The following is a 21583-nucleotide window of genomic DNA, read 5'->3' as shown; positions in this document are numbered from 1 at the left end:
CATCTCCTTCCACGCAATCGTCCCCTCAATCGAACCGCTGATACCGCTCCACCGCCTGGCGGTCATAGCCGAGGCTCGCCTGCAGCAGTTGCTGGGTGTAGGGGTTCTCGGGCGTGCGTTCGCGCAAGGCGGTGACCTGCATCGCTTCCACGATGCGGCCGACATTCATCACGATCAGCCGGTCGCACATATGCGAGATGATCGACAGGTCGTGGGTCACCAGCACATAGGTGAAGCCGCGCTCCTTCCTCAGCCGCACCAGCAGATTGAGGATCTCGGCCTGGACCGAGACGTCGAGGGCCGAGGTCGGCTCGTCGAGGAAGAGGAGCTTGGGTTCCAGCATCAGCGCGCGGGCGATGCCGACGCGCTGGCGCTGGCCGCCCGAGAGCTGATGCGGGAAGCGATAGCGGAAGCTGCGGTCGAGCCCGACCGCGACCAGCGTGTCGGCGATGCGCTGGTCGCGCTGGCCGATCCCGTGAATCTCCAGCGGTTCCCGGAGGCAGCGATCGACCGTCTGGCGCGGATGGAGCGAGCCATAGGGGTCCTGGAACACGATCTGGACGGTGCGGCAGAAGGCGCGATCGGGCGGGCGGGGGATCGGCTTGCCCTCGATGCGCACTTCGCCCTCCCAGACCGAGTTGAGGCCGCAGACGGCGCGCAGGACCGTGGTCTTGCCCGAGCCGGACTCGCCGACGATGCCGAAACATTCGCCCTTCTCGACGCTGAAGGAGACGCCACGAACGGCTTGCACCTTGTTGGCGCCATGGCCGAAGGCGACCTGCAGGTTCCGGACCTCGAGATAGCTGGTCATCAGGCGCCTCGCAGCCAGGCGGGGTCGCGCTTCAGAGTCGGCAACACCTCGCGCGGATGCTCGATGCTGGGAAGCGACTGCAGCAATCCCCGGGTATAGGGGTGGGTGCAGTTCTGCAGCTCCGAAGCGCGGCAGCTCTCGACCACCCGCCCGCCATACATGATGAGGATGCGGTCGCAGAAAGAGCCCACCAGATTGAGATCGTGGCTGATGAAGATCAGGCCCATGCCGCGCTGGGTGACGAGATCGTCGATGATGGCGAGCACCTGCATCCGGACCGTCACGTCGAGGGCCGAGGTGGGCTCATCGGCGATGAGGAGGAGAGGATTGGTCACCAGCATCATGGCGGTCATGACCCGCTGGCCCATGCCGCCTGAGAGCTCGTGCGGATAGGCATTATAGACCCGCTCCGGGTCGCGGATGCGCACGGCCTTCAGGATATCGATCACGCGCCGGCGGCCGGCGCGGCCGCGGGCCTCGCCATGGATCGTGAGCGCCTCGAGGATCTGGTCGCCCGCGCGCATGATCGGGTTCAGGGAGAATTTCGGATCCTGCAGGATCATCGAGATCTGCCTGCCGCGCACGAGACGCATCTCGGCTTCGCTCAAGCCGCGCAGGTCGCGGCCCATGAATTCGAGCCGCTTGGCGGTGATCCGGGCCGAACTGGGGATGAGCTTCAGCAACGCGCGGCCCAGCGTGGATTTTCCCGAGCCGGACTCGCCGACGATGCCGAGCTTCTCGCGCCCCAGCTCGAAGCTGACGCCCTTGAGCGCGTCGATCGTTCCGGTCGGGGTGACATAGCGCACCGCGAGGTCTTCGACGCGCAGCATGGGTTGGCCCGTGTCGATCATGGGTTCGCGCTCATGACGTCTTCGGGTCCAGCACGTCCCGCAACCCGTCGCCCAGAAGATTGAAGCCGAGGCTGACGATGAAGATCGCGAGGCCCGGGGCGGCCGCGACCCACCATTGATCGAGGATGTTCTGGCGGCCGACCGAGATCATGGCGCCCCATTCGGGCGTCGGCGGCTGGGCGCCCAGGCCCAGGAAACCGAGGCCGGCGGCCGTCAGGATGATGCCGGCCATGTCGAGGGTGGCGCGGACGATGACCGAGGGCAGGGAAAGCGGCATCACATGGCGGGTGATGATGCGCCAGCTGCTGGCGCCTTGCGCCTTCACGGCCGCGATGAAATCGCTGCGGCGCACCGCCAGGGTCTCGGCGCGCGCGACCCGCGCATAGGCAGGCCAGGCGGTGAGCGCGATGGCGATGACGGCATTGTCGAGGCCCGGCCCCAGCGCCGCCACGAAGGCCAGCGCGAGGACCAGTCGGGGAAACGAAAAGAAGATGTCGGTGATGCGCATCAGCACGCGGTCGGTGCGCCCGCCGATATAGCCGGCGGTGGAGCCGACCAGCAGGCCGATGGGGGCCGCGATGATCAGGGCGAGGCAGACGATGTAGAGCGTGACGCGCGCGCCATAGACGAGGGCGGAGAAGGTGTCGCGGCCCATGCGGTCGGTGCCGAGCCAATGTTCCGGGCTCGCCGGCTGCAGGCGCAAGGAGAGATCCTGGACGGTCGGATCGGCGGTGGCGATCCAGGGCGCGAAGGCGGCGCAGAAGACCAGGAGAAGGATAATTCCCAGCCCGACGAGGGCGAGGGGGTTGCGGGCGAAGACGCGCCAGCCGCGATAGAGCCGGCCGCAGCCGGCTTGCCATCCGGAGTCCGGCGTATCGGTCGTGAGCCAGGCGCGGAGCCCGGGGCGGACGACGTCCGTGGCGTTGCTCATCGCGCGCGCGGATCCACGATCCGGTAGAGCACATCCGACAGCAGATTGACGCCGACGAAGACGGTGCCGACGACGATGGTGCCGCCGAGGACGGCGTTCATATCCGCGTTCAAGAGCGCGTTTGTGATGTAGCGGCCGATACCCGGCCAGGCGAAGACCGTCTCGGTCAGGACCGAGCCTTCGAGCAATCCGGCGAAGGAGAGCGCGATCACCGTGATCAGCGGCACCAGGATGTTGCCGAAGGCATGGCGCCAGATGAGGCGGCTCTGCCGCATGCCCTTGATGCGCGCGGTCAGGAGATAATCCTGGTTGAGCTGTTCCAGCATCAGGCTGCGGGTCATGCGGCTGATATAGGCGAGGGAGTAATAGCCCAGGAGCGAAGCCGGCAGGATGATGTGACTGAGGGCATTGTTGAAGACCTCCCAGTCGCCGGCAATGAGGGAGTCCACCAGGATCATGCCGGTCACGGTCGGCACCTGTCCGTCGAGATAAACTTCGAGCCGGCCGGGTCCGGCGACCCATTGCAGCTCGAGATAGAAGACCAGGAGGCCCATGATGCCGAGCCAGAAGATCGGCACCGAATAGCCGACGAGCCCCAGCACCCGCATGACATGGTCGAGGAAGCTGTTGCGATAGACCGCGGCCCAGACCCCCAGCGGGACGCCCGCGACCACGCCGATGAAGATGCCGACGATGGACAGCTCCGCCGTCGCCGGGAAGACGCGCAGGAGATCCTCGGAGACGGGCCGGGCCGTCAGCACCGACATCCCGAAATCGCCTCGCACCACGTCCCAGGCATAGATCAGGAATTGCCGCCAGATCGGCAGGTTCAAACCCAGCTCTTCGCGGATCCGGTTGTAGGTCTCTTCGCTGGCCCGTTCGCCGACGATGGCGAGGAGGGGATCGGCCGGCATGAGCCGGCCGATCACGAAGGTGATGAAGAGCAGTCCGAAGAAGGTCGCCGCGACGGAAATCAGCGTTTCCCAACCGGCCAGAAGCAGACGCCTCGCTCTCTGATGAGAGGAGGCGCCGCTCGTGGCCGGCGGGATCGCGTCGGTTTCCGTTGCCGAAGCTGCCGAGGGCTTCGACATGAAGCGCGGGCTCTTACTTGCTCACGTCCAGATAGAGTGTCGTCTCCGCCGAGGGCCCGAGGAAGAAGTTCTTGACCTTGGGCAGGTAGGCGGCGACCTGGACCTCCTGATAGAGCATGGCGAAGGGCGAGACCGGCTGCCATGCCTTGATCAGATCCTGATAGCCCGTCTTGCGCTTGGCGTCGTCGCGCTCCATCAGCAGGGCCTGGGCCTTGGCCGTCATGTCGGGATCGATCCAGCTGTTGCGCCAGGAGAGCGGCTTGCTCGCCGGATCGTCGGAATTGTCCGAGTTCGCCACGAACACCATGTTCGTGTTCGGATCGAAGTAATCCACGCCCCAGGTGCCCAGATAGAGGTCATGCTTGCGCGCCCGGTAGTTGGTGAGCGCCGTCTTTGCGTCCTCCGACAGGATCTTCAACTTGATGCCGACCTGGGCCAGCGTTCCCTGCAGACTTTGCGCGATGTCCATGCGCTCCTGAAAGGTCGATGCCAGATCGATCGAGAGCTCGAAGCCATCGGCATAGCCGGCTTCGGCCAGAAGCGATTTCGCCTTGGCGACGTCGAGCTTGTAGGGATTGGAATCGACATAGCCCAGGAAGCTGCTCGGCAGGAACGTCTGGTTGGTGACGTACCGCTCGCGCAGCGCGGTCTTTTCCAACCCCTGATAATCGACCAGATAGCGGATGGCCTCGCGCACCTTGGGATCGGCCAGATATTTGTTCTTGAGGTTCATCCCGATATAGAGGCTGGTGCTTTGCGGCGTCGAGGTGACCTCGAAGCCGCCCTTCTTGCGCAGGCCATCGAGCTGGTCGGCCGAGAGATTGCGCGCGATATCGACGTCGCCGGATTCCAGCAGCAGGCGCTGCGCGGATTCCTCGGCGATGTTGCGCCAGACGATCCGTTTCAGCTTCGGCTTGCCGCCGTAATAGTCGGGATTGGCCTCGAGGACGAGAGTCTCGTCCGGCTTCCAGCTCTTCAGGATGAAGGGTCCCGATCCGGCCGAATTCGTCTTCAGCCAGCCATTGCCCCAGTCGCCGTTCGTCTCGTGGCTCTTCAGCAGCTTGCTGTCGACGATCGCGAAGTTCGACGCCGAGAGCACGTTGATCACGTAGGAGGGCGCGTAGGGCTTGTCGACCTTGAACTGGAAGGTCAGGTCGTCCACGGCCTTCAGCGTGTCGTTCATATTCTCCTTCGAGATGCCCAGGTCCGTGATCAGGAAGGCGGGCGCCAGATCGAGCGCCGCGAGGCGCTGGAAGGAATAGACGACATCGGCGGCCGTCAGCGCGTTGCCGCTGTGGAATTTCTGGCCGGCGCGCAGCTTGAAGGTATAGGTCAGCCCGTCGTCCGAGGCCGACCAGCTCTCCGCGACACGCGGCAGGATGTGGCTGGTGTCATGAGGATCGATCGAGACCAGCGTTACATAGACATTGCCCACGAGTTCGTAGGTCGAGATCTCGTACATCTCCGCCGGATCGAGCGAGATCATGTCGTCGAAGCGCCAGGCTTCGATCAGGGTATCGTCAGGTGTGGCCGCATGCGCGGCCGGCATGGTCAGGGCCAGCCCGGCCCCGATGGCCAATGCCGCTAGAAACTTCTTCATCGTGATTTCCTTCCCGTCGACGCTCGATTTTTCATTGAATCGTCCCGGCAGCAGGCCTGCCCCAGGGCGATTTCCATTCAAGCCCTCTCGATGAGCGCATGTTATCCCGAGGCGGCTCAAGGGAAATTGTGTGGGAGACGTCGGTTTTTTGGCGGATCCCGGTGCTGCCGCGGGGCGCTCGAACGGCCGGTCTCGCCGCCCTGGACCCGTTGCCGCTCCAATGAACAGGCGACGAGGGCGCAACTCAAGAAAGGAAGATTGCGGCGGGGCCGCAGTTTATCTTTCTTGCCCGAGCCTGCGCGGCAGTCAGCAGCTTTTCGGCATCGGCTTGTTGCGCACGGTCGCGGCGAATTCGCCCCAGGACATCTGGCCGTCGCAGTTGGCGTCCATATCGTCGAACTGCTGGCGGCGCGGCGCCTCGAATTCCGCGAGCGTCAGGCTGCCGTCCTGATTCGTGTCGAGGCTGGCGAACTTCGAGGTTTCCTTGGCGAGCTTGTCGGGCTTGCTCTGCGCCTCGACGGTATATTCCACCAGCGTGATCTGGCCGCTCTTGTCCGTGTCGAGCTTGGCGAAGTTGCCCTGCTGCTTGACCGAGAACTCATCGAAGGAGATGACCCGGTCATTGTTGGTGTCGATCGGATTGAAGAACACGTCGATCTGCGCGTCGCTGGCGCCGGGCGCGATGATCTTGTCCTGTGCCAGCACGCTCAATCCGTTCAGAAGCAGCATGCCGCCGGCGATCGCGAAGCTCAGGATGAACAGGGCGGCGATAGTGAGGGTTCTGAGCTTCATGACGAGGCGGCCCTTGGAATCGATCGGTGGCGATCAGCGAGGCCGCCCATGCTGGCGGGCCCATTCATAGAGTGCAATCGCGGCGGCGTTCGACACGTTGAGTTGATCGATCGGACCCCCGGTCGGCAAACTGAGCAAAAGGTCGCAGCCCTCCCGCGTCAGGCGGCGCATGCCGCGCCCTTCCGACCCCAGCACCAGCGCCACCCGCTGGGCGAGCTTGGTCTTGGGCAGACTGTCCGGCGCGTCGGCATCGAAACCGAGACACCAGAAATTGGCTTTTTTCAGGAGCTCGAGCGCGCGGACCAGGTTGCTGACGCGGACCAGGGGCACCACATCCAGGGCACCGCTGGCGGATTTGGCCAGGGTCCCGGTCTCGGGCGCCGCATGGCGCTCGGTCACGATCAGGCCGCGGGCGCCGAAAGCCGCGGCGGAGCGCAGGATCGCGCCGACGTTATGGGGATCGCTCACCTGGTCGAGCACCACCACCAGGGCCGGGGCCTCGGCGTCCAGGTCGGCGGTCAGGTCTTCGATCGTTATATAAGGTAGGGGTTCCACCCGGGCGGCCACGCCCTGATGGACCGAGCCGGCCGGCAGCAGCCGGGCGATTCCCTCCTTGTCCATCGATTCCGGGGTCGGCAGGGGGCGGGGCCGGGCCGACCGGTCGATGCCCTCGAACAGTTCGCCCGCCAGCTCGCGGGTCACGAGAATGCGGTGGATATGGCGCCGCGGATTGCCGAGTGCGGCGCGGACCGCATGGAGGCCATAGAGCCAGAAGCCGCTGGTGCCGGCGCGTTCCGGCGGCGGGCGTCGGCTCGGGCCCGGTTCGGACTCCCGCTCGCGCGGAGCGGGACGGGGTGGCGACCGATCTGCCTCGGCCCTGGGCGCAGGGCCGCGCTCGGCCTCGGGTTTGCCGGGCTTTCGGCGCGAGTCGTGAGGGCCACCGGTCCCCGCGCGGCTGGGCTTGGACGGGCCGGACGAGGTGGGGACGGGCTTGGAACGCCCGGGGGACCCCGCTTCAGGGTGACGGTTTGAAGCAGGGCGGGGTTGCGGGAAACGCGGCTTGCCTTTGCGCATGGCCCTGATTACATTGCATTCCACAATTCGGCTACCAAGATCCGCCCTCGACCGTTGCCTCTGTGGTGTGGAACGGACGACGGGGCGCTTTTCGTGTGTTTAGAAGTTGACAAGCTGCTGTAAATCCACATAGTTCGCAACTCCGCGCGCGACCGAGAATGAGCGTACGGAGGGGTGCCCGAGTGGCTAAAGGGGACGGGCTGTAAACCCGTTGGCGTAAGCCTACGTAGGTTCGAATCCTACCCCCTCCACCATCCTCTTCGGCCACGTATGCGGTGACGCGAACGCTTTGAGGGTTCACAGCAGTCTGAAGGAATCGAGCGGTACAGCGCGGGTGTAGCTCAATGGTAGAGCTCCAGCCTTCCAAGCTGGCTACGCGGGTTCGATTCCCGTCACCCGCTCCAAACCACGGACCAAGCGTAAGGGTCGAAGCCCTACCGGCGGCTTAAGGCCGGAAGAAGCAAGAACGGGCGTCGGTTTCGCGAAGCGGGCCGGCGCTACCACAGAGAAGACTCAAGTCAGCAGGAACCGACCACGATGGCGAAGGCGAAATTCGAGCGGAACAAGCCGCACTGCAACATTGGGACGATCGGTCACGTCGACCACGGGAAGACGTCATTGACGGCGGCGATCACGAAGGTGCTGGCGGAGACGGGCGGGGCGACGTTCATGGCCTACGACCAGATCGACAAGGCGCCGGAAGAGAAGGCGCGCGGGATCACGATCAACACGGCGCATGTTGAGTATGAGACGAAGAACCGTCACTACGCGCATGTGGACTGCCCTGGCCATGCCGACTATGTGAAGAACATGATCACGGGTGCCGCGCAGATGGACGGCGCGATCCTGGTGGTCTCGGCGGCGGACGGTCCGATGCCGCAGACGCGCGAGCACATCCTGCTGGCGCGCCAGGTCGGCGTTCCGGCGCTGGTGGTGTTCCTGAACAAGTGCGACATGGTGGACGATCCGGAGCTTCTGGAACTGGTGGAGCTCGAGGTTCGCGAGCTTCTGACCTCCTACAACTTCCCGGGCGACACCATTCCGATGATCCGGGGCTCGGCCTTGTGCGCGCTGGAGAACCGGGAGCCGAAGCTGGGCCACGACGCGATCCTGCAGCTGATGCAGGCGGTGGATACGAGCATTCCGCAGCCTGAGCGCGCGAAGGACCGTCCGTTCCTGATGCCGATCGAGGACGTGTTCTCGATCTCGGGCCGCGGGACGGTGGTGACGGGCCGCATCGAGCGCGGGTCGGTGAAGGTCGGCGACGAAGTGGAGATCGTGGGTCTGCGTCCGACGACGAAGACGATCGTGACGGGCGTCGAGATGTTCCGCAAGCTGCTGGACTACGGCGAGGCTGGCGACAACATCGGCGCGCTCTTGCGCGGCACGAAGCGCGAGGAAGTGGAGCGGGGCCAGGTTCTGTCGAAGCCGGGCGCGATCACGCCGCACACGAAGTTCAAGGCCGAGGCCTACATCCTGACGAAGGAGGAGGGCGGCCGTCATACGCCGTTCTTCTCGAACTACCGCCCGCAGTTCTACTTCCGGACGACGGACGTGACGGGGACGGTGGTTCTGCCGGCGGGCACGGAAATGGTGATGCCGGGTGACAACATCGCGATGGAGGTGCATCTGATCGCGCCGATCGCGATGGATGAAGGCCTGCGCTTCGCCATCCGCGAGGGCGGTCGTACCGTCGGCGCCGGCGTCGTCGCCTCCATCATCGAATAGGGCGCTTTAGGAGCAAGGACTGCAGCCGTAAGCGGGGAACGGCATCCTCGACCAGAGAGCCGGGACCTCGAGATCGGAACCGGCGCGCGGGTCTTAGGAGTGTAGCTCAATTGGCTAGAGCACCGGTCTCCAAAACCGGGGGTTGGGGGTTCGAGTCCCTCCACTCCTGCCACCGCCCGGACTGAATGGGCACCGCGATCGGTTCAAGGTTCGAATGGAAGGCATGGCGAAGATCAACCCGTTAGAGTTTGCCCGGCAAGTCCGCCAGGAAGTCGGCAAGGTCACATGGCCGACCCGCAAGGAAACCGCCATCACCACGGCGATGGTGTTCGCGATGGTGGTGCTTGCCGCCATTTTCTTCTTCCTCGTGGATCAGGTGCTGGCCCTGGTGATGCGCTACGTAATCGGGTTGGGGGGCTGACGATGGCTCAGCGTTGGTACGTGGTGCATGTCTATTCCGGGTTCGAGCGCAAGGTCGCGCAGTCGATCCGCGAGCAGGCGCAGCAGGCCGGCATGACCGAGATCGAGGAAGTGCTGGTGCCGACCGAAGAGGTCGTCGAGGTGCGCCGCGGCTCGAAGGTCAATGCCGAGCGCAAGTTCTTCCCCGGCTATGTGCTGGTGAAGATGGATATGACCGACGAGAGCTGGCATCTGGTGAAGAACACACCGAAGGTGACCGGCTTCCTCGGCGGCAAGGGTCGTCCGTCGCCGATTTCCGATGCGGAGGCGGAGCGGATCCAGAATCAGGTGAAGGAAGGCATCGAGCGCCCGAAGCGTTCGGTGGTGTTCGAGGTGGGCGAGCAGGTCCGCGTCGCGGACGGCCCCTTCACCTCGTTCAACGGGCTGGTGGAGGAAGTGGACGAAGAGCGCGGGCGCCTCAAGGTGGCCGTGTCGATCTTCGGTCGCGCCACGCCGGTCGAACTCGAATACTCGCAGGTCGAGAAGCTCTGAGCTTCCTCGGCTCCGCGGGAATGGCGCCGCGTCTCGGGCAGCTGTCCGGATGCGGCTTTGGTGCGGGAGGCCTGGCCAGGGCCGATCAACCGCGCGCCTTGGGGGTCCAGACGGGATCCGACGCGCCCGCCGACGTGATTTCGGCGGGCCTGCATCGATGCAGGAAAGAACTGAGGTAGGAACATGGCAAAGAAGATCGAAGGCTATATCAAGCTGCAGATCCCGGCCGGGAAGGCGAATCCCTCGCCGCCGGTGGGTCCGGCACTGGGCCAGCGCGGCCTGAACATCATGGAGTTCTGCAAGCAGTTCAACGCTGCGACGCAGGGTATGGAAGCGGGAATGCCGATTCCGGTGGTCATCACCGCGTTCTCGGATCGCTCCTTCACCTTCATCACCAAGACCCCGCCCGCGAGCTACTTCCTGCTCAAGGCGGCCGGCATCGAGAAGGGCGCCCAGACCACGGGCCGCGGCTTCGTCGGCAAGGTGACGATGGCGCAGGTTCGCAAGATCGCCGAGCAGAAGATGAAGGACCTGAACGCCCATGACGTCGACGCGGCCGCCCAGATGATCAAGGGCACCGCGCGCTCGATGGGCCTCGAGGTGGTGGGGTAAGCCATGGCAACGGGAAAGAGACTGCGCAAGGCTTATGAGGGCATCGACCGCGACGCGTTCTATGCCATCAACGACGCCGTGAAGATCATCAAGGGCAACGCGACGGCGAAGTTCGACGAGACGATCGAGATCTCGCTCAACCTCGGCATCGATCCGCGTCATGCCGACCAGAACGTGCGTGGCGTGGTGCAACTGCCTCACGGCACCGGCAAGTCGCTGCGCGTGGCCGTGTTCGCCAAGGGCGACAAGGCGAAGATCGCCAAGGATGCCGGCGCCGACATCGTCGGGGCCGAGGATCTGGCGGAAAAGGTCAATGCCGGCCAGATCGAGTTCGATCGCGTCATCGCCACGCCGGACATGATGGCGCTGGTGGGTCGTCTGGGTAAGGTGCTGGGCCCGCGCGGCCTGATGCCGAACCCGAAGCTCGGCACCGTCACCAACGACGTCGCCGAGGCGGTCAAGGCGACCAAGGGCGGGCAGGTCGAATTCCGCGCCGAGAAGTCGGGGCTGATCCATGCCGGCATCGGCAAGGCCAGCTTCAGCGAGGCGGCGATCGCCGACAACGTGAAGGCGTTCGTGGGCGCGATCAACCGCGCCAAGCCGGCCGGTGCGAAGGGCACCTTCCTCAAGAAGGTCTCCATCAGCTCGACCATGGGCCCGGGCGTGAAGCTCGACGTCGCGACGGTCGTCGGCTGAGTTTTCTTTCGGTTCGTCGGGCCGTCCCTTTCGGGGCGGTCCTTCGAGCCGCGTTTGAATACCGGCAGACCGGGAAACCGAGATGTCGGGAAGGTCGGACGAGATCCCTAGGGGATCGAAGCCGGCCGCACCTGTCCGAGACTGCGGGTGCCTTGAAGCGGCCTGACAGGGGTCGCCAAGGGCTTAATCCGGTGGGACTTGTCCCACACCCTGCATAGACGGGAGAACGAGTTTCAGAGCGGCAGCAAGGGCAGTCCCGTCGGGACGCCCCCGGCCTGGCGCCTCTGGGCTTGAACTTCTGGGACAGGCCGAACCGGACGTCCGGGGACGCCAAGTCACCGGATGTCCATCGAGCAACCGGGGCTCGAGGGGCGGTCGCGAAAGCGATCGAGCCCAAGCGCCCCAAGCGGAGACGATCAGTGGACCGATCCGAAAAACTGGAGCTGATCACCTCGCTGCACAATACGCTGAAGGACGCCGAACTCGTCGTGGTGACACGCCGGGCCGGCTTGACCGTGGCTGAGGTCACGGACCTGCGGCGTAAGATGCGTGCAGCCGGTGCAGGCTACCGCGTGGCCAAGAATCGGCTCGCTCGTCGCGCTCTCGAAGGCACCAAATTCACGGGCCTGTCTGATCTGCTCACCGGAACCACGGCACTCGCCTATTCCAAGGATCCGGTGGCGGCAGCGAAGGTGGCGATCACCTACGCGAAGGACAACGAGAAGCTTTCCATCGCCGGCGGCATGCTGGGCAGCCTGGTCCTCGATCCCGAAGGGATCAAGGCCCTCGCCAGCCTGCCGTCGCTCGATGAGCTTCGCGCCAAGCTCGTCGGCTTGCTGCAGACCCCGGCGACGCGTGTCGCCACGGTTCTGGCGGCGCCTGCCGGCCAGTTGGCCCGTGTGTTCAATGCCTACGCGACGAAAGAGAGCAGCGCGTCGTGACGCGCCGCTCCGAGCCAAACCCAGAAAAACGTTCAAGCCTTAGGAGAAGTTGAAATGGCTGATTTGCAGAAGTTGGTCGACGAACTGTCGAAGCTCACCGTCCTCGAGGCGGCCGAGCTCTCGAAGAAGCTCGAAGAGGCGTGGGGCGTGTCGGCTGCAGCACCGGTCGCGGTGGCTGCTGCCGGTGGCGCCGCTGCCGCTGCTCCCGCTGCGGAGCAGACCGAGTTCTCCGTCATCCTCGTGGAAGGCGGCGACAAGAAGATCAACGTGATTAAGGAAGTCCGCGCCATCACCAGCCTCGGCCTCAAGGAGGCCAAGGATCTCGTCGAGGGTGCGCCCAAGACGGTGAAGGACGGCGTGCCGAAGGCGGAGGCCGAGGCGATGAAGAAGAAGCTCGAGGAAGCCGGCGCGAAGGTTCAGCTGAAGTAGTCAGCTCACTCGCGACGCCGGGTTCCCGGCTGCGAACGACAAGGCCACCGTTTCCGGAACACCGGGAACGGTGGCCGCGTCGCCCGCGGACCGGGAAGGGCCCGTCGGATTTGGGATCGCCGCATCCCCGAGAAATCGAAACGCGGCGCCGGGCACGGATAGGGCCCGGGCGAACGGCGAGAGCCGCCTGATTCGCGAAAACCTGCCGGTAGGAGTCCCCCGAGGGATTCCTGGGCCCGGATGTCGGGCGTGACGCGCGAGGCGAGGACAAGCAATGACGAATTCCTTCACGGGACGTAAGCGGATCCGCAAGTCGTTCGGCCGTATTCCGGAGATCACCCGGATGCCGAACCTGATCGAGGTGCAGAAGAGCTCCTACGATCATTTCCTGCAGATCGGCGTGACCCCGGAACAGCGCGTGAGCGTCGGCCTCCAGGAAGTGTTCCGGTCGGTCTTCCCGATCAAGGACTTCTCCGAGCGGTCGGAACTGCAGTTCGTGCGCTACGAGCTCGAAGAGCCGAAATACGACGTCGAGGAATGCCAGCAGCGCGGCATGACCTTCGCCGCCCCGCTCAAGGTGACCTTGCGCCTCGTCGTGTGGGACGTGGACGAGGAGACCGGTGCGCGCTCGATCCGCGACATCAAGGAGCAGGACGTCTATATGGGCGACATGCCGCTCATGACGGCGAACGGCACCTTCATCGTCAACGGCACCGAACGCGTGATCGTCAGCCAGATGCACCGTTCGCCGGGTGTCTTCTTCGACCACGACAAGGGCAAGACCCATTCCTCGGGCAAGTACCTGTTCGCCGCCCGCGTGATCCCCTATCGCGGCTCCTGGCTCGACTTCGAGTTCGACGCCAAGGACCTCGTCTATGTCCGTATCGACCGCCGCCGCAAGCTGCCGGTGACGACGCTGTTCATGGCGCTGGCCGGGCAGGGCGTGGTGCAGAAGATCCGCAAGGACGAGGAGATCACCGACGAGGATCGCCGTTTCGGCGGCATGTCGGCCGAGGAGATCCTGGCCTTCTTCTACGGCCAGACCACCTATAACCGGACCAAGAAGGGCTGGCAGACGACCTTCGATCCCGAGCGGATGAAGGGCGTGAAGCTCGCGCACGACCTGGTCGACGCGAAGACCGGCAAGGCCGTGGCCGAAGCCGGCACCAAGATGTCGCCGCGCCTCGCCAAGAAGCTGCAGGAAGCGGGTCTCAAGGAGCAGCTGGTGCCGATCGAGGATCTGGTCGGGCGCTATGTCGCGGCCGATCTGATCAACGAGAAGACCGGCGAGATCTTCATCGAGGCCGGCCATGAGCTGACCGAGAAGCTGGTGGCCGAGCTCGAGGCGGCGGGGATCAATGCGATCCCGGTGCTGGCGATCGACCATGTCAATGTCGGCCCCTACATCCGCAACACGCTGATGGCGGACAAGAACAATTCGCGCGAGGAAGCGCTGATCGACATCTACCGCGTCATGCGCCCCGGCGAGCCGCCGACGCTCGACACGGCCGAGGTGCTGTTCCAGGGCCTGTTCTTCGACTCCGAGCGCTACGACCTCTCGGCCGTGGGCCGCGTGAAGATGAATTCGCGCCTCAGCCTCACCACCGAGGATACCGTGCGCGTGTTGCGCAAGGATGACATCCTGCAGATCGTCCGCATGCTGGTCGAACTGAAGGACGGCCGCGGCGAGATCGACGACATCGACCATCTCGGCAATCGCCGCGTCCGGTCGGTCGGCGAGCTGCTCGAGAACCAGTACCGCATCGGCCTCCTGCGCATGGAGCGCGCGATCCGCGAGCGCATGAGTTCGGTCGAGATCGATTCCGTGATGCCGCACGACCTGATCAACGCCAAGCCGGCGGCGGCGGCGGTGCGCGAGTTCTTCGGTTCCTCGCAGCTCTCGCAGTTCATGGACCAGACCAACCCGCTCTCGGAGATCACGCACAAGCGGCGCCTCTCGGCCCTCGGGCCGGGCGGTCTGACCCGCGAGCGTGCCGGCTTCGAGGTGCGCGACGTGCATCCGACGCATTACGGCCGCATCTGCCCGATCGAGACCCCCGAAGGTCCGAATATCGGCCTGATCAACAGCCTCGCCACCTACGCCCGCATCAACCAGTACGGCTTCATCGAGAGCCCGTACCGCAAGGTCGAGAAGGCGCATGTGACGAAGGACGTGGCCTATCTGTCGGCGATGGAAGAGGGCAAGTATACGATCGCCCAGGCCAATGCCGAGCTCGATGCCAAGGGCAAGTTCACGTCCGACCTGATCTCCTGCCGGCGCGGCGGCGACTTCGTCATGGCGCGGCCCGAGGACATCGACTACATGGACGTGTCCCCGAAGCAGCTCGTCTCGGTGGCCGCGGCGCTCATCCCGTTCCTCGAGAACGACGACGCCAACCGCGCGCTGATGGGCTCGAACATGCAGCGTCAGGCGGTTCCGCTCCTGCGCGCCGAGGCGCCGCTGGTCGGCACCGGCATGGAGGAGACGGTGGCCCGGGATTCCGGCGTCGCCATCGCCGCCAAGCGCTCGGGCATCGTCGACCAGATCGACGCGACCCGCATGGTCATCCGTGCGACCGAGGAAACCCGGTCGGACGCGCCCGGCGTCGACATCTACAACCTGCTGAAGTTCCAGCGCTCGAACCAGAACACCTGCATCAACCAGCGTCCGCTGGTGAAGGTGGGGGACATCGTGAAGGCCGGCGACATCATCGCCGACGGCCCCTCCACGGATCTGGGCGAGCTGGCGCTCGGCCGCAACGTGCTCTGCGCCTTCATGCCCTGGCAGGGCTACAACTTCGAAGACTCGATCCTGATCTCCGAGCGGATCGTCAGCGACGACGTCTTCACCTCGATCCATATCGAGGAGTTCGAGGTGATGGCCCGCGATACCAAGCTGGGCCAGGAAGAAATCACCCGTGACATCCCGAACGTCGGCGAGGAAGCCCTCAAGAACCTCGACGAGGCGGGCATCGTCTATATCGGCGCCGAGGTGAAGCCGGGCGACATTCTGGTGGGCAAGGTGACGCCGAAGGGCGAATCGCCGATGACGCCGGAAGAGAAGCTGCTGCGCGCGATCTTCGGCGAGAAGGCCTCGGACGTGCGCGACACCTCGCTCCGGCTGCCGCCGGGCGTGTCGGGCACGATCGTCGAGGTGCGCGTGTTCTCGCGGCGCGGCGTCGACAAGGACGAGCGAGCGCTCGCCATCGAGCGGGCCGAGATCGAGCGCCTGGCCAAGGACCGCGACGACGAAAAGGCGATCCTGGAGCGGAGCTTCCATAACCGCCTCCACGAGCTGCTGCTCAACCAGGTCGTGGTGACGGGGCCGAAGAACCTGAAGCCCGAGACCAAGCTGACCGACAAGATGCTGGCCGAGATGAACCATCACAGCTGGCGCCAGATCACGGTCAAGGCCGACAAGCGCATGGCCGACATCGAGGCCCTCAAGAAGCAGTTCCAGGAGCAGATCGACGCGCTCTCGGCCCGCTTCGAGAACAAGGTCGAGAAGCTGCAGCGCGGCGACGAGCTGCCCCCGGGCGTGATGAAGATGGTCAAGGTGTTCGTCGCGGTGAAGCGCAAGCTGCAGCCGGGCGACAAGATGGCCGGCCGTCACGGCAACAAGGGCGTGATCTCCAAGATCGTCCCGATCGAGGACATGCCCTATCTCGAGGACGGCACCCAGGTCGACATCGTGCTGAACCCGCTGGGCGTGCCGAGCCGCATGAATGTCGGGCAGATCCTGGAGACGCATCTGGGATGGGCTTGCGCCAATCTCGGCCGCCAGGTCAGCCAGATGCTCGATCGCGTCGTGCAGTCCGGCAAGGTCGGCGATCTGCGCAACGACCTGAAGCACATCTATGGCGATGCGGTCTACAAGCAGGAAATCGGCAGCCTGGACGATTCCCAGGTGGTCGAGCTCGCCAGCCATCTGAAGGACGGCGTGCCGATCGCGTCGCCCGTGTTCGACGGCGCCCGCGAGGACGACATCGTGAAGATGCTGAAGGAAGCCGGCCTCGATCCCTCCGGCCAGGTCACCCTGGTCGACGGTCGCACCGGCGAGCCCTTCGAGCGGAAGGTCACGGTCGGCTACATCTACATGCTGAAGCTGCATCACCTGGTGGACGACAAGATCCACGCCCGGTCGATCGGCCCCTACAGCCTGGTCACCCAGCAGCCGCTGGGCGGCAAGGCCCAGTTCGGCGGCCAGCGCTTCGGCGAAATGGAGGTGTGGGCCCTCGAAGCCTACGGCGCCGCCTACACGCTGCAGGAAATGCTTACGGTCAAGTCCGACGACGTCTCCGGCCGCGCCAAGGTCTACGAGGCGATCGTGCGCGGCGACGACAACTTCGAAGCGGGCATTCCGGAATCCTTCAACGTGCTCGTCAAGGAACTCCGTTCGCTCGGCCTCAATGTCGAGCTCAATCAGCGTAGCTATTAAAGGAGCGTTCGATGAACGAGCTGCTCAACGTCGTTACCCAGGTCACCACCCCGCAAAGCTTCGACGAGATCCGCATCTCGATCGCCAGCCCGGAGCGCATCCGCTCCTGGTCCTATGGCGAGATCAAGAAGCCCGAGACCATCAACTACCGGACCTTCAAGCCGGAGCGTGACGGTCTGTTCTGCGCCCGCATCTTCGGGCCGATCAAGGACTACGAGTGCTTGTGCGGCAAGTACAAGCGCATGAAGTATCGCGGCATCATCTGCGAGAAGTGCGGCGTCGAAGTCACGCTCTCGAAGGTGCGCCGCGAGCGCATGGGCCATATCGAGCTGGCCTCGCCCGTCGCCCATATCTGGTTCCTGAAGTCGCTGCCGAGCCGCATCGGTCTCTTGCTCGACATGACGCTGAAGGAGCTGGAGCGGATCCTCTATTTCGAGAACTTCGTGGTGGTCGAGCCGGGCCTGACCCCGCTCAAGCGCCATCAGCTGCTCTCGGAGGAACAGTACCTCAACGCGCAGGACGAGTTCGGCGAGGAGGCCTTCCAGGCCTCGATTGGCGCCGAGGCGCTCCGCACCATGCTCGAGGCGATCGACCTCGAGCAGGAGCGGGTCACCATGATGGCCGACCTGAAGGACACGACCTCCGAGGCCAAGCGAAAGAAGCTGGTCAAGCGGTTGAAGCTGGTCGAGGCGTTCCTCGAATCCGGCAGCCATCCCTCCTGGATGATCCTCGAGGTCATCCCGGTGATCCCGCCCGAGCTGCGCCCGCTGGTGCCGCTCGACGGTGGCCGCTTCGCGACCTCGGACCTGAACGACCTCTATCGCCGCGTCATCAACCGTAACAACCGCCTGAAGCGGCTGATCGAGCTGCGCGCGCCCGACATCATCGTGCGCAACGAGAAGCGCATGCTGCAGGAAGCCGTGGACGCGCTGTTCGACAACGGCCGGCGCGGCCGCGTCATCACCGGCGCCAACAAGCGTCCGCTGAAGTCGCTGAGCGACATGCTCAAGGGCAAGCAGGGCCGGTTCCGTCAGAACCTGCTCGGCAAGCGCGTCGACTATTCGGGCCGTTCGGTCATCGTCGTCGGTCCGGAGCTGAAGCTGCATCAGTGCGGCCTGCCGAAGAAGATGGCGCTCGAGCTGTTCAAGCCCTTCATCTATTCCAAGCTCGAGCTCTATGGCATGGCGTCGACCATCAAGGCCGCCAAGCGCATGGTCGAGAAGGAACGGCCGGAGGTGTGGGACATCCTCGAAGAGGTGATCCGCGAGCATCCGGTGCTGTTGAACCGCGCGCCGACCCTGCATCGTCTCGGCATCCAGGCCTTCGAGCCGGTGCTGATCGAGGGCAAGGCGATCCAGCTCCATCCGCTGGTCTGCACGGCCTTCAATGCCGACTTCGACGGCGACCAGATGGCGGTCCATGTGCCGCTCTCGCTGGAAGCCCAGCTCGAGGCGCGCGTGCTCATGATGTCGACCAACAACATCCTGAGCCCCGCGAATGGCAAGCCGATCATCGTGCCGTCGCAGGACATCGTGCTCGGCCTCTACTACATGACGATGGAAGGCAAGAACGAGCCGGGCGCCGGCATGGCGTTCGGCACGATCGCCGAGATCGAGCATGCAATGACCCATCAGGTCATCACCATGCACTCGCCGATCAGGGCGCGCTGCAGCTGGATCGGTGCCGACGGTCAGCCGATCACCAAGGTGATCGCGACGACCCCGGGCCGCATGCTGCTGTCGCAGATCCTGCCGCGCAATCCGAACGTGCCGATCGACCTGGTCAATCGCCTTCTCACCAAGAAGGAGATCACCAACGTCATCGACATCGTCTATCGCCATTGCGGCCAGAAGGAGACGGTCATTTTCGCCGACCGTCTCATGGGCATGGGCTTCTCCAACGCCTGCCGCGCCGGCATGTCCTTCGGCAAGGACGACCTGATTATTCCGAAAGCCAAGGAAAAGCTGGTCGTCGAAGCCAACAAGAAGGTCAAGGAGTACGAGCAGCAGTATCTCGACGGCCTGATCACCCAAGGCGAGAAGTACAACAAGGTCGTCGACGTCTGGTCGCAGTGCACCGAGCGCGTCGCCGACGAGATGATGAAGGTCATGTCGGAGAAGTCGACGGGCCGCGACATCAACTCGGTCTACATGATGGCCCATTCGGGCGCCCGCGGTTCGGCGGCGCAGATCAAGCAACTCGCCGGCATGCGCGGCCTGATGGCCAAGCCGTCGGGCGAAATCATCGAGACGCCGATCATCTCGAACTTCAAGGAAGGCCTGACCGTGCTCGAGTACTTCAACTCGACCCACGGCGCACGTAAGGGCCTGGCCGACACCGCGCTCAAGACCGCAAACTCGGGCTACCTGACCCGCCGTCTCGTGGACGTCGCCCAGGACTGCATCATCACCGAAGTGGATTGCGGCACGACCCGCGGCCTCACGGTGAAGGCGGTGGTCGAGGGCGGCGAGGTGATCGCGCCCCTGGCCGAGCGTATCCTCGGCCGTTCGTCGGCCGTGGACGTCAAGGACCCGCTCTCCGGGCGGATCCTGGTGGGTGCGGGCGACCTGATCGACGAGGACAAGGTCGACGTCATCGACCGTGCCGGCGTCGATACGGTCCTGATCCGCTCGGTGCTGACCTGCGAGACCGAAGTCGGCGTCTGCGGCAAGTGCTATGGGCGCGATCTCGCCCGCGGCACGACCGTGAACATCGGCGAGGCTGTCGGCGTCATTGCCGCGCAGTCGATCGGCGAGCCGGGTACCCAGCTCACGATGCGTACCTTCCACATCGGCGGCGCCGTTCAGCGCGGCGCCGAGCAGTCGAGCGTCGAGGCGGCGTTCGAGGCCAAGGTCGAGATCAAGAACCGCAATGTGGTCTTGAACAGCCTGGGCGTGCCGGTGGTGATGGGCCGCAATTGCGAGATCGTGCTGCGCGACGAAGCCAACCGCGAGAAGGCCCGCCACCGCGTCCCCTACGGCGCCAAGCTGCTGGTGGACGACGGAGCGAAGGTCGCCAAGGGCACGAAGCTCGCCGAGTGGGATCCCTACACGCTGCCGATCATCACGGAGCGCGAAGGCATCGCCAACTATGTCGACCTGGTCGACGGCGTGTCGATGCGCGAAGTGCTCGACGAGACGACCGGCATCTCCAGCCGCGTCGTGGTGGACTGGAAGCAGCAGCCGCGCGGCAACGAGCTGAAGCCGCGTATCACCCTGCGCGACCAGAGCGGCGAGCTCATCACGCTGCCCAACGGCATCGAGGCCCGGTACTTCCTCTCGGTCGACGCCATCCTGTCGATCGAGAACGGGGCTCATGTCCGGGCCGGCGACGTGCTGGCGCGTATCCCGCGCGAATCCTCCAAGACCCGCGACATCACCGGCGGTCTGCCGCGCGTCGCCGAGTTGTTCGAGGCCCGCAAGCCGAAGGACTACGCGATCATCAGCGACACCGCCGGCCGCGTCGAGTTCGGCAAGGACTACAAGACCAAGCGCCGCATCATGGTGGTGCCGGAGGAGGGCGATCGCCAGCCGATCGAATACCTGATCCCGAAGGGCAAGCATATCAGCGTCCAGGAAGGCGACTATGTGCAGCGCGGCGATCTGCTGATGGACGGCAATCCGGTGCCGCACGACATCCTGAACGTGCTGGGTGTCGAGGCGCTGGCGAACTACCTGATCAAGGAGATTCAGGAGGTCTATCGGTTGCAGGGCGTGAAGATCAACGACAAGCACATCGAGGTGATCGTTCGCCAGATGCTGCAGAAGGTCGAGATCACCGAGCCTGGCGACACGACCTTCCTGGTCGGCGAGCAGATCGATCGCTCCGAGTTCGAGATCGCCAACAACAAGGCGGAGCGGGAGAACGGTCGTCCGGCGAAATGCATGCCGGTCCTGCAGGGCATCACCAAGGCCAGCCTGCAGACCAACTCCTTCATCTCCGCCGCGTCGTTCCAGGAGACGACCCGCGTGCTCACCGAGGCTGCCGTCTCCGGTCGCATCGACCAGCTGACGGGCCTCAAGGAGAACGTGATCGTCGGCCGCCTGATCCCGGCGGGTACCGGTGCCGTCATGAACCGGCTGCGCCAGCTCGCGGCCGATCGCGACAAGGTGCTCACCGCCGCCCAGGCTCAACCGGCCCTGCCGCCTGCCAACGAAGGGCAGTCGGAAGTCGCCTGATCGGGATTGCCGCCGGGGCGGTTTTCGTCCCGGCCGGCAGCGCAAGAATGACGAGGGGCTTGTTCTCCCGCGCGGGAGACAGGCCCCTCGGCCGTTCCGGGGTGCGACATGACCGCCCCGGCGAGGAGTCTTGCAGAGACTGCATGGATTCCAGGGATCCCGGCGGTTCTTGCAGAGGTCTTCCGGGAGAATCGGTTACAGGCTATTGAACTATATATGTAATTTCCTATCACTGGGCGGCCGGAGCGGCTGCGGGCGAGCGCCAATCCCCGTCCTCGCCGCGGCCGGGCGGTCGCGGCGGGCTTGTGGATAGAGTCCTAGGCTCTCTGCCGAAGCCCGCAGAATCCCTGGGTTAATTGAAGATTGACGCGGACGCGCCCAAGTCCCCGGAACAGCCTGCAATGCAATGAATTTTCTTACTGTTTCGCGCTTGACGGGGTGGGGGGCGATTCATATTATC

16 protein-coding genes and 3 tRNA genes are annotated in these 21583 nt (G+C 64.7%); 12 read left to right on the top strand and 7 right to left on the bottom strand.

The genetic code is table 11. From position 1 onward, the window contains the following. Positions 1–25: 25 nt before the first annotated feature. From FRZ44_RS14720 to rlmB, 7 genes are all read right to left on the bottom strand, one after another. Entirely contained in the window at positions 26–811 is a 786-nt protein-coding gene (locus FRZ44_RS14720; protein WP_151177898.1) for an ABC transporter ATP-binding protein, read from the bottom strand. Beyond that, entirely contained in the window at positions 811–1662 is an 852-nt protein-coding gene (locus FRZ44_RS14715; protein ID WP_151177897.1) for an ABC transporter ATP-binding protein, read from the bottom strand. The genes FRZ44_RS14720 and FRZ44_RS14715 overlap by 1 nt, the downstream gene beginning before the upstream one ends. A gap of 10 nt (positions 1663–1672) precedes the next feature. Next, positions 1673–2593: an ABC transporter permease gene (locus tag FRZ44_RS14710; RefSeq protein WP_151177896.1), complete on the bottom strand. Its 921-nt coding sequence runs from the start codon at positions 2591–2593 to the stop codon at positions 1673–1675. Beyond that, positions 2590–3684, bottom strand: a complete 1095-nt coding sequence (locus FRZ44_RS14705) for an ABC transporter permease (protein WP_151177895.1) — start codon at positions 3682–3684, stop codon at positions 2590–2592. Before FRZ44_RS14705 ends, FRZ44_RS14710 begins: the two co-directional genes overlap by 4 nt. Positions 3685–3697: 13 nt before the next feature. Continuing rightward, positions 3698–5284, bottom strand: coding sequence for an ABC transporter substrate-binding protein (locus FRZ44_RS14700; protein ID WP_151177894.1), 1587 nt, complete (start codon positions 5282–5284; stop codon positions 3698–3700). A gap of 306 nt (positions 5285–5590) precedes the next feature. Further along, a complete protein-coding gene (locus FRZ44_RS14695; RefSeq protein WP_151177893.1) occupies positions 5591–6076 on the bottom strand; it encodes an EF-hand domain-containing protein in 486 nt (161 codons plus the stop codon). Positions 6077–6109: 33 nt separating this feature from the next. After that, a complete protein-coding gene (gene rlmB / locus FRZ44_RS14690) occupies positions 6110–7150 on the bottom strand; it encodes a 23S rRNA (guanosine(2251)-2'-O)-methyltransferase RlmB (RefSeq protein WP_151177892.1) in 1041 nt (346 codons plus the stop codon). A 168-nt stretch (positions 7151–7318) separates the two neighbouring features. Here rlmB and FRZ44_RS14685 point away from each other — a divergent pair. The 12 genes from FRZ44_RS14685 (at position 7319) to rpoC (ending at position 21123) form a co-directional block, all read left to right on the top strand. Further along, positions 7319–7404: transfer RNA gene (locus FRZ44_RS14685), tRNA-Tyr, on the top strand. Positions 7405–7480: 76 nt separating this feature from the next. Next, positions 7481–7554, top strand: a tRNA-Gly gene (locus FRZ44_RS14680). Positions 7555–7687: 133 nt separating this feature from the next. Next, positions 7688–8878 (top strand): elongation factor Tu, encoded by a 1191-nt coding sequence (gene tuf / locus FRZ44_RS14675; protein WP_151177881.1) that lies wholly within the window; start codon positions 7688–7690, stop codon positions 8876–8878. Positions 8879–8973: 95 nt separating this feature from the next. Further along, positions 8974–9050 (top strand) — tRNA-Trp (locus FRZ44_RS14670). 51 nt (positions 9051–9101) lie between these two features. Continuing rightward, positions 9102–9299, top strand: coding sequence for a preprotein translocase subunit SecE (gene secE / locus FRZ44_RS14665; RefSeq protein WP_151177891.1), 198 nt, complete (start codon positions 9102–9104; stop codon positions 9297–9299). Positions 9300–9301: 2 nt separating this feature from the next. Continuing rightward, on the top strand, positions 9302–9829 hold the full coding sequence (gene nusG / locus FRZ44_RS14660; protein WP_151177890.1) for a transcription termination/antitermination protein NusG: 528 nt from the start codon (positions 9302–9304) through the stop codon (positions 9827–9829). A gap of 183 nt (positions 9830–10012) precedes the next feature. Beyond that, positions 10013–10441: a 50S ribosomal protein L11 gene (gene rplK / locus FRZ44_RS14655; RefSeq protein ID WP_151177889.1), complete on the top strand. Its 429-nt coding sequence runs from the start codon at positions 10013–10015 to the stop codon at positions 10439–10441. 3 nt (positions 10442–10444) lie between these two features. Next, positions 10445–11137, top strand: a complete 693-nt coding sequence (rplA, locus tag FRZ44_RS14650) for a 50S ribosomal protein L1 (RefSeq protein WP_151177888.1) — start codon at positions 10445–10447, stop codon at positions 11135–11137. Positions 11138–11556: 419 nt separating this feature from the next. Then, complete coding sequence (rplJ, locus tag FRZ44_RS14645) at positions 11557–12078, top strand: 50S ribosomal protein L10 (RefSeq protein WP_151177887.1); 522 nt, start codon at positions 11557–11559, stop codon at positions 12076–12078. 54 nt (positions 12079–12132) lie between these two features. Then, positions 12133–12507 (top strand): 50S ribosomal protein L7/L12, encoded by a 375-nt coding sequence (gene rplL / locus FRZ44_RS14640; RefSeq protein WP_151177886.1) that lies wholly within the window; start codon positions 12133–12135, stop codon positions 12505–12507. A gap of 274 nt (positions 12508–12781) precedes the next feature. Then, positions 12782–16945: a DNA-directed RNA polymerase subunit beta gene (gene rpoB / locus FRZ44_RS14635; protein ID WP_151177885.1), complete on the top strand. Its 4164-nt coding sequence runs from the start codon at positions 12782–12784 to the stop codon at positions 16943–16945. An 11-nt stretch (positions 16946–16956) separates the two neighbouring features. Further along, entirely contained in the window at positions 16957–21123 is a 4167-nt protein-coding gene (gene rpoC / locus FRZ44_RS14630; RefSeq protein WP_151177884.1) for a DNA-directed RNA polymerase subunit beta', read from the top strand. The last annotated feature ends 460 nt before the right edge of the window (positions 21124–21583 follow it).

It is taken from the genome of Hypericibacter terrae (assembly GCF_008728855.1).
GTDB classification, from domain to species: Bacteria; Pseudomonadota; Alphaproteobacteria; order Dongiales; family Dongiaceae; genus Hypericibacter; species Hypericibacter terrae.
This window is presented reverse-complemented; position numbering and strand designations above follow the sequence as displayed.

Excerpts from the sequence above, each read along its gene's own strand:
- tuf (WP_151177881.1), top strand. The coding sequence starts at position 7,688 with ATGGCGAAGGCGAAATTCGAGCGGAACAAGCCGCACTGCAACATTGGG.
- FRZ44_RS14715 (WP_151177897.1), bottom strand. The coding sequence starts at position 1,662 with ATGATCGACACGGGCCAACCCATGCTGCGCGTCGAAGACCTCGCGGTG.
- rlmB (WP_151177892.1), bottom strand. The coding sequence starts at position 7,150 with ATGCGCAAAGGCAAGCCGCGTTTCCCGCAACCCCGCCCTGCTTCAAAC.
- rpoC (WP_151177884.1), top strand. The coding sequence starts at position 16,957 with ATGAACGAGCTGCTCAACGTCGTTACCCAGGTCACCACCCCGCAAAGC.
- rplA (WP_151177888.1), top strand. The coding sequence starts at position 10,445 with ATGGCAACGGGAAAGAGACTGCGCAAGGCTTATGAGGGCATCGACCGC.
- nusG (WP_151177890.1), top strand. The coding sequence starts at position 9,302 with ATGGCTCAGCGTTGGTACGTGGTGCATGTCTATTCCGGGTTCGAGCGC.
- FRZ44_RS14705 (WP_151177895.1), bottom strand. The coding sequence starts at position 3,684 with ATGTCGAAGCCCTCGGCAGCTTCGGCAACGGAAACCGACGCGATCCCG.
- FRZ44_RS14720 (WP_151177898.1), bottom strand. The coding sequence starts at position 811 with ATGACCAGCTATCTCGAGGTCCGGAACCTGCAGGTCGCCTTCGGCCAT.
- secE (WP_151177891.1), top strand. The coding sequence starts at position 9,102 with ATGGCGAAGATCAACCCGTTAGAGTTTGCCCGGCAAGTCCGCCAGGAA.
- rplK (WP_151177889.1), top strand. The coding sequence starts at position 10,013 with ATGGCAAAGAAGATCGAAGGCTATATCAAGCTGCAGATCCCGGCCGGG.
- FRZ44_RS14700 (WP_151177894.1), bottom strand. The coding sequence starts at position 5,284 with ATGAAGAAGTTTCTAGCGGCATTGGCCATCGGGGCCGGGCTGGCCCTG.
- rpoB (WP_151177885.1), top strand. The coding sequence starts at position 12,782 with ATGACGAATTCCTTCACGGGACGTAAGCGGATCCGCAAGTCGTTCGGC.
- FRZ44_RS14695 (WP_151177893.1), bottom strand. The coding sequence starts at position 6,076 with ATGAAGCTCAGAACCCTCACTATCGCCGCCCTGTTCATCCTGAGCTTC.
- rplL (WP_151177886.1), top strand. The coding sequence starts at position 12,133 with ATGGCTGATTTGCAGAAGTTGGTCGACGAACTGTCGAAGCTCACCGTC.
- FRZ44_RS14710 (WP_151177896.1), bottom strand. The coding sequence starts at position 2,593 with ATGAGCAACGCCACGGACGTCGTCCGCCCCGGGCTCCGCGCCTGGCTC.